The organism is Stenotrophomonas sp. HMWF003 (assembly GCF_003061285.1).
In the GTDB taxonomy this organism is placed as follows: Bacteria; Pseudomonadota; Gammaproteobacteria; order Xanthomonadales; family Xanthomonadaceae; genus Stenotrophomonas; species Stenotrophomonas maltophilia_AP.
Genome location: NZ_QAIW01000248.1, coordinates 1 through 5,355 on the forward strand (window position 1 = coordinate 1; position 5,355 = coordinate 5,355).

A 5,355-nucleotide genomic window follows, 5' to 3' on the forward strand; every position below is an offset into this window, starting at 1 on the left:
GTTCAGCGCACCGGGCAGGCGCAGCCGGGGCAGGAACGGGGAGGGGAAGTCGGCGGTGGGCGTCAGCGGAATCATGCCCAGCCCGATCGCGGGCAGGCCACGCCGCTCGGCCACGGTCATGCCGACGAAGGCGGCCAGCCCGCCGGTCAGCACCGCATCGCACCCGGCGGCGGCCGCATCGGCCTGTCGCGTCCACGCCGGCACGTGCCGGCGCGCCATCCTGGCCAGCCCGCGCGAGGCGGCCAGCGTGTTGTTGCCGCGCGACACCAGCGCCACCACCTCATCGTGGATGTCGCCTTCCAGTGCGGCGTGCGGCACGCCCAGGGCGCGCGCGCTGCCCAGGGTGCCGCCTTCGGCCAGCAGCATCACCTCGTGTCCGGCGGCCATCAGGCCGTGGCAGAGCATGACCAGCGGGCGGGTGTCGCCCTCGGTGCCGTAGGTGATCGCCAGCAGCCGCATCGTGGGGGTCCAGGGTGAACAGGGCGGCCAGTATCGCCGCCGCCCGCGGGTGGCCATGCGAACACGGGGCGCCCGCCCGGCCCCGGCAGGCCGGCATGGCCCTGTGGACAACTTGCGCCCGCCCACGGCGTGCGGCATAATGCGCGGCTCGCTGTGTCCGGAAATCTCTGGATCGGCGGCCGGGAACACGTCATCCGGCCCGCCCTCGACAGCGTAACCCTTTGATTCTCATGACGTGTGGCGGGAAACCGTCGAGGCCGCCGTCGCTCGGGCTATGGGCTGACAATTACTTTCATCGAGGTGCGCAATGTCCCGCGTATGCCAAGTTTCCGGCAAGCGAGTGCAGACGGGTAACAACGTCTCGCACGCCAACAACAAGACCCGTCGTCGTTTCCTGCCCAACCTGCACGAGCGCCGCTTCTGGGTTGCCAGCGAAAACCGCTGGGTCAAGCTTCGTGTTTCCGCGCATGCCCTGCGCACCATCGACAAGAACGGTATCGATTCCGTTCTGGCTGAGCTGCGTGCGCGCGGCGAAAAGGTCTGAGGAGTAAACGATCATGGCAGGCAAGCGCGATAAGATCCGTCTGATTTCGACGGCCAACACTGGCCACTTCTACACGACGGACAAGAACAAGAAGAACACCCCCGGGAAGATGGAATTCCTGAAGTACGATCCGGTCGTGCGCAAGCACGTCCTGTACAAGGAAGGCAAGATCAAGTAATCCGCAAGGGTACTTGAGCTTCCCCAAGAAAAAACCCGCCCTTGTGGCGGGTTTTTTTTTCTCATCCGTGTGGCGAGTACGAAGTGCGCTGTGTACCGTTTCAGGCGCCGCCTGTGGGCGGGTTGGGCGCTGGCCCCCCATACCCTTTCCGGCGAATGTCCCCCGGCGTCGGCCTGCGGCCGCCACCTCCTCCTTTATTTCGCCTCCAAGGGCATGGAGGGCCAGCGCCCAACCCACCCACAGGCCCCCGAAACGCCGGGCATCCCCTTGCTTACCGCACGCCCAGCCCCGCAGCGGCCGGTAGGCCCCTGGGCAAAATAAAGGAGGAGGCCGCCACGCGGCCGGGGGACATTTGCACCAGGGGCCTACCGGCCGCTGCGGGGTCCCCACGCGCGCAACAGACCTGACCGGAGAGGCTCCCCGATCCAAACGGGACCTGCACACCCGCGCACGCGCGCAGCGCCTTACGCAATCTGCCACGTCCCCTCGAAACAAGGCGCTTCCCTCCATTGGGAGAAGAATCGTTTTCGATGGCAGAGCTCGATGGCTCTCCTGACGAATCGACGAAGAGCCGGCCAGCGGCGGGCACTACCGGGCGCATGCACCGGGCATGTCAGAATGCCGGCCTACCTCCAACGGGCGACGCGATGCTGTTCGAGTGGCTGCTGGGTTCCTGGTTGTTGATGCTGGACTGGCTGATCCGGCTGGCCGCGCTGTTCTGGATTCCCACCCGCACCACGCCCGGTGCCGCGCGCAGCTGGTTGCTGCTGGTCGGCTTCGTGCCCCTGCTGGGCTTGCCGCTATACCTGCTGTTCGGCCACCCGTGGCTATCGCGCCAGCGCGTGCAGCGCCAGGCCGAGGCCTCCCAGGTGATCCGCGAGGAACAGGCATTGCAGCCGCCGCTGCGCTGGACCCCGGTGCCCGACACCGCCACGGCCGAGATCGTGCCGCTGATCGAGCGGCAGGGCGACTTCATGCCCATCCACGGCAACGCGGTGGAACTGCTGGTGGACTACGACGCCTCGCTGCAGGCGCTGATCGCCGACATCGACCAGGCCCGCGAACGCGTACACCTGCTGTACTACCTGATGTTCGACGACGCCGTGGGCGAGTCCATCGTGCAGGCGCTGCAGCGCGCTGCTGCCCGCGGCGTGCACTGCCGCCTGCTGCTGGACGCGGTGGGCGCCAAGCGCGGGCTGCGCCATTACCGGCACCGCCTGCAGGCGCTGGGCGTGGACGTGCGCGCAATGTTGCCCGGCGGCCTGCGCTGGCGCCGCAGCGGGCGCATGGACCTGCGCAACCACCGCAAGATCGCGGTGATCGACAACCGGGTCGGCTACATCGGCTCGCAGAACCTGGCCCAGCCGGAATTCGTGCCCGGCTTTCCCAACAAGGAACTGGTGGCGCGCGTGCGCGGCCCGGGCGTGGCGCATTTGGAAGCGGTGTTCGCCAGCGACTGGTACATGGAAACCGGCCAGCGCCTGGACGTGATGACCGCCGTGCCGGTGTGCTCGGCCGACGTGGCCACCCAGCTGCTGCCCAGCGGCCCGGCGTATCCCTTCAGCAACGCGCGCGACGCGGTCAACGCGCTGATCCATCTGGCACGCCGCCGCATCGTGCTGGTCACCCCGTACTTCGTGCCCGACGAGGCCACCCTCAGCGCGCTGCGCATCGCCGCGCTGTCCGGCGTGCAGGTGCAGCTGATCCTGTCGGCCAGCAGCAACCAGCGGCTCACTGCGTGGGCGCAGGAGGCCTATTACGACGAACTGCTGCGCAGTGGCGTGCGCATCGCGTTGTACGAACCCTGCTTCCTGCACGCCAAGCACCTCACCGTGGACGAGGACATCGCGCTGGTCGGGTCGATCAACCTGGACATCCGCTCGTTCGCGCTCAACGCGGAAATCGGCATGCTCTGCTATGACCGCGGCATCGTCGCCCAGCTGCTGCAGATCGAGAACGATTACCTGCTGCAGTCGCGCCAGCTGGACCTGAAAAGCTGGCGCAAGCGCCCGACCTGGCGACGCAGCCGCGAAGGCATCGCGCGGTTGGCCGATGCGCTGATGTAGCGCTGCGGTAACGGCCGACACGGAGCCATCGCGGGCATCGCCTACAATCGGGGCATGACCGCACCCCAATCCCCTCGCCAGTGTGTCCTGGCCATCGTCGGCGGCGGTGCGGCAGGCGTGCTGGTGGCGCTGCATGCACTGCGCACGGCAACCGCTGCGCTCCATGTCGTGGTGTTCGAGCCGGCCTCGGCGCTGGCCCAGGGCATCGCCTACGCCACGCCATGGCCCGAGCACCTGCTCAACGTGCCGGCCGGCAGGATGAGCGCGTTGCCGGATGCGCCCGACGATTTCCTGGATTACCTGCTGCAGGTGGACGCGTTTCCCGGCGTGCCGCGCGACGCAGTCGCCGCCGAGTACGCGCCGCGCCGCTGCTATGCCGCCTACCTGCAGGCCCGCCTGGAGCAGGCCCAGGCCAGCAGCCCCGCGCAGCTCAGCGTGGTGCATGAGGCAGTCACCGCGTTGCAGCCTGGCATCGCCACGCAGCAGCTGACGCTGGCCGATGGCGACACATGGCAGGCACGCCAGGTGGTGCTGGCCTGCGGCAACAGCATGCGCCCGTTGCCGGTTACCGGCGCCGACGCGCTGCCCCCGGGCAAAGTGGTCGACGCCTGGGATTACGACGGTGTGCGGCTGCTGGCCGGCGACGGCGATCTGGCCATCATCGGCTCGGGGCTGAGCATGGCCGACAGCGTGGTGGCGCTGGCCAATGCAGGGCACCGCGGCCGCATCCACGTGCTGTCCCGGCATGCACTGCTGCCGTTGCCACACGCGCATGGCGGCACGGCCAGTTTTGATCCGGGCCCGCTGCCGGGCATGCCGCTGCGGCAGGCGCTGCGCGCGCTGCGCGGGCATGCCCGTGACGCCGTTGCGCAGGGCCTGCCCTGGCAGAGCGTGATGGATCGCATCCGTCCGCTGGGCCAGGCACTGTGGCGTGGTCTGGAGGCCGCCGACCAGCGCCGCTTCCTGCGCCACGTGGTGCGGTACTGGGACGTGCACCGCCACCGTATTGCCGAAAGCGTCGAGGCGCAGCTGGCCGCGCTGGAGCAGTCGGGCCAGCTGCAGCGTCATCGCGCCCGGCTCGATACCGTGCTGGTGCTCGACGGCACCCTGCAGGTCCATGCGCACGGCGCCGGCGGTGGCCTGCCGCCGTTGCGCGTGGGCGCGCTGATCAATGCCACCGGCGTGGAGACCCGCGCCACCGCGATGCGCAATCCGCTGGTGCAGCAGTTGCTGGCCGACGGCCACGCCCGGCCAGGGCCGCACGGCCTGGGGCTGGATACCTCGGTGGCACATGCCGGGCTGCTCGCCGCCAACGGCCAGCCGCATCCGGGTGTACAGGTGGTGGGCAGCCTGCGCATCGGCACGCTGTGGGAGAGCCTGGCCATTCCCGAGCTGCGGGTGCAGGCGCAGCAGGCTGCTGCGCGCGCGCTGGACTGACGCGAGGTATCGAAAAGGCTCATGCCTCTGTCTCGATCTTCGCATTGGTGACGGTGCGCCTACCGCTCTAGGCTGCTGTCTTTCAGACAGGGAATGCACATGACGCCGACCTCAGACCCGACCGCTGCTCGCGGCGCCGCTGCCCCGGCCCTGATGGGCCGCGTAATCGCCGTACTGGGCATCGGCATGCTGCTGTCTGCCTGCCAGCCCGCAGACAGCGCAGAAGCCGGCGCGCCGGCCAGCGCCGCATCGCCCGTGGCCAGCGCAGTGGATCACATGCCGGCCTGCCCGGCGGGGGCCAGCGTCATGGACGGCTGGAACGATCGCGCGCCGCCGCGTCGCATCTTCGGCAACACGTGGTACGTGGGCACCTGCGGGCTGTCGGCGGTGCTGGTGACCTCCGACCAGGGGCATGTGCTGATCGACGGTGGCACCGTGGCGGCCGGTCCCCTGATCGAGGCCAACATCCGCGCGCTGGGCTTCGATCCGCACGCAGTGAAGTACCTGCTCAACTCGCACGAGCATTCCGACCATGCCGCCGGCCTGGCCCACCTGCAGGCAGCCACCGGGGCCCCGCTGCTGGCACGTGCACCGGCGGTAGCCACGCTGCACAACGGCAGGGGCGACCGCAGCGACCCGCAGCACCTCGAACCCGGTGGCACCTTCCCGCC

General features: G+C 69.2%; 5 protein-coding genes and 1 pseudogene. 5 read left to right on the forward strand and 1 reads right to left on the reverse strand.

All coding sequences use genetic code 11. The annotated features are described in order from the left end of the window. Positions 1-459, reverse strand: a pseudogene (locus tag DBR34_RS10170) (glycosyltransferase); the annotation flags it as partial. Between the two features lie 307 nt (positions 460-766). Between DBR34_RS10170 and rpmB the strand changes: the two are divergent. From rpmB to DBR34_RS22615, 5 genes are all read left to right on the forward strand, one after another. Continuing rightward, entirely contained in the window at positions 767-1,003 is a 237-nt protein-coding gene (rpmB, locus tag DBR34_RS10175) for a 50S ribosomal protein L28 (RefSeq protein ID WP_005411638.1), read from the forward strand. A 10-nt stretch (positions 1,004-1,013) separates the two neighbouring features. After that, entirely contained in the window at positions 1,014-1,181 is a 168-nt protein-coding gene (gene rpmG / locus DBR34_RS10180; protein WP_172407465.1) for a 50S ribosomal protein L33, read from the forward strand. Positions 1,182-1,828: 647 nt separating this feature from the next. Next, positions 1,829-3,247 carry a cardiolipin synthase gene (gene cls / locus DBR34_RS10185; RefSeq protein WP_128096700.1) on the forward strand — a complete coding sequence of 473 codons (1,419 nt, stop codon included), beginning with the start codon at positions 1,829-1,831 and terminating at the stop codon, positions 3,245-3,247. 36 nt (positions 3,248-3,283) lie between these two features. Continuing rightward, positions 3,284-4,684: an FAD/NAD(P)-binding protein gene (locus DBR34_RS10190; RefSeq protein ID WP_181393965.1), complete on the forward strand. Its 1,401-nt coding sequence runs from the start codon at positions 3,284-3,286 to the stop codon at positions 4,682-4,684. Positions 4,685-4,783: 99 nt separating this feature from the next. Further along, positions 4,784-5,355, forward strand: a 572-nt coding sequence (locus DBR34_RS22615) for an MBL fold metallo-hydrolase (RefSeq protein WP_258223803.1), incomplete at its 3' end; no start/stop codon positions are given.

Excerpts from the sequence above, each read along its gene's own strand:
- rpmB (WP_005411638.1), top strand. The coding sequence starts at position 767 with ATGTCCCGCGTATGCCAAGTTTCCGGCAAGCGAGTGCAGACGGGTAAC.
- cls (WP_128096700.1), top strand. The coding sequence starts at position 1,829 with ATGCTGTTCGAGTGGCTGCTGGGTTCCTGGTTGTTGATGCTGGACTGG.